Below are 1,247 nucleotides of genomic sequence, written 5' to 3' on the forward strand. Positions count from 1 at the left end.
GGAAGGAAAGTTCAGGTCGGTATGGTGTACGTAAAGTCTGGCAAAAACTGAAACGTGAAGGCTATATTATTGCACGCTGTACTGTTGCTCGATTAATGAAAAAGCTAGGTATACAAGGTGTTTGGCGAGGTAAGAACAAACAAACCACCCGTAGCCGAGATGACCAAAAACGAGCACCTGACTTGGTGAAACGGAATTTTAATGCTGATCATCCAAACCAACTATGGGTGGGTGACTTTACGTATATTCAAACTCATTCAGGCTGGGTATATACCGCATTTGTTATTGATGTGTTCTCACGAGCAATTGTTGGATGGAAAGTATCTACACGAATGAATACAGATATGGTGCTCGATGCATTGGAGCAAGCATTGCACGATCGAGGCATGCCAAAGAATGTGATTCATCATTCCGATAGAGGTGTTCAATATCTTTCTATTCGCTATACCAATCGTTTAGAAGCTGCAAATTTACGAGCATCAGTCGGTACAACGGGTGATTCATACGATAATGCTTTGGCTGAAACGGTGAATGGCTTATACAAAACAGAGGTGATTGAATATTTAAAAGCAGATTGGCAAGGTTTAGCGGATGTACAACTTGCGACATTAAATTGGGTAGATTGGTTCAATAAAAAGCGTGTACACAGTGCACTGGGTTATGTATCGCCTTTTGAGTTTGAAGCAATGTACTATGATAAGATTAATCCGTTAGGTCAGGTGGCCTAACTTAAATAAAAAAGCCTCCGACAAACCCGGTACGGTTCACTCCTCCTAAACGCGCGACTAAATCATTGGAGCGTACATTTTTCTTTAAGATTTGGGCCGTTTTTTGGATCATCTGGTCTCCAGCCAAATGACCAAATTTATCGTTTATAGCTTTTAAGTCATTTAAATCTATCATAATCACTGTGGTTGGATGTCCGTACGTTTTACATCGATCTTCCTCTAAATCCAAAAATGTATCCCAAGCACGACGATTAAAAACACCCGTTAAATGATCGGTTAATGAATCCATTTCAAGCTTTTCACTAACTCTTTTTTGTTCATTAATTTTAAGTTCATTTTGTAAAATTCGACTAAGTAATAAACTTAATAGCTCTAATAGATCACTATGTTGTTCTATGCTTTGAGGCTGTACTGATGGATCAATAGCACATAATGTGCCGAAAATAGAACCATCCTCATTGAATAAAGGTTGCCCAATATAGGCGTTTATATCGACCAGTTTGTTGATGCCTGCTTCTA

General features: G+C 39.0%; 1 protein-coding gene and 1 pseudogene. One reads left to right on the forward strand and one right to left on the reverse strand.

The window, feature by feature from the left end; all coding sequences use genetic code 11:
- A pseudogene (locus GBI16_RS18125) lies at window positions 1-728 on the forward strand (IS3-like element ISAba19 family transposase); the annotation flags it as partial.
- Between the two features lies 1 nt (window position 729).
- Here GBI16_RS18125 and GBI16_RS18130 read toward each other — a convergent pair.
- On the reverse strand, window positions 730-1,247 hold a 518-nt coding region (locus tag GBI16_RS18130; RefSeq protein ID WP_228267871.1), incomplete at its 5' end, for a diguanylate cyclase.

Source organism: Acinetobacter sp. TUM15064, assembly GCF_008980265.1.
Classification (GTDB): Bacteria; Pseudomonadota; Gammaproteobacteria; order Pseudomonadales; family Moraxellaceae; genus Acinetobacter.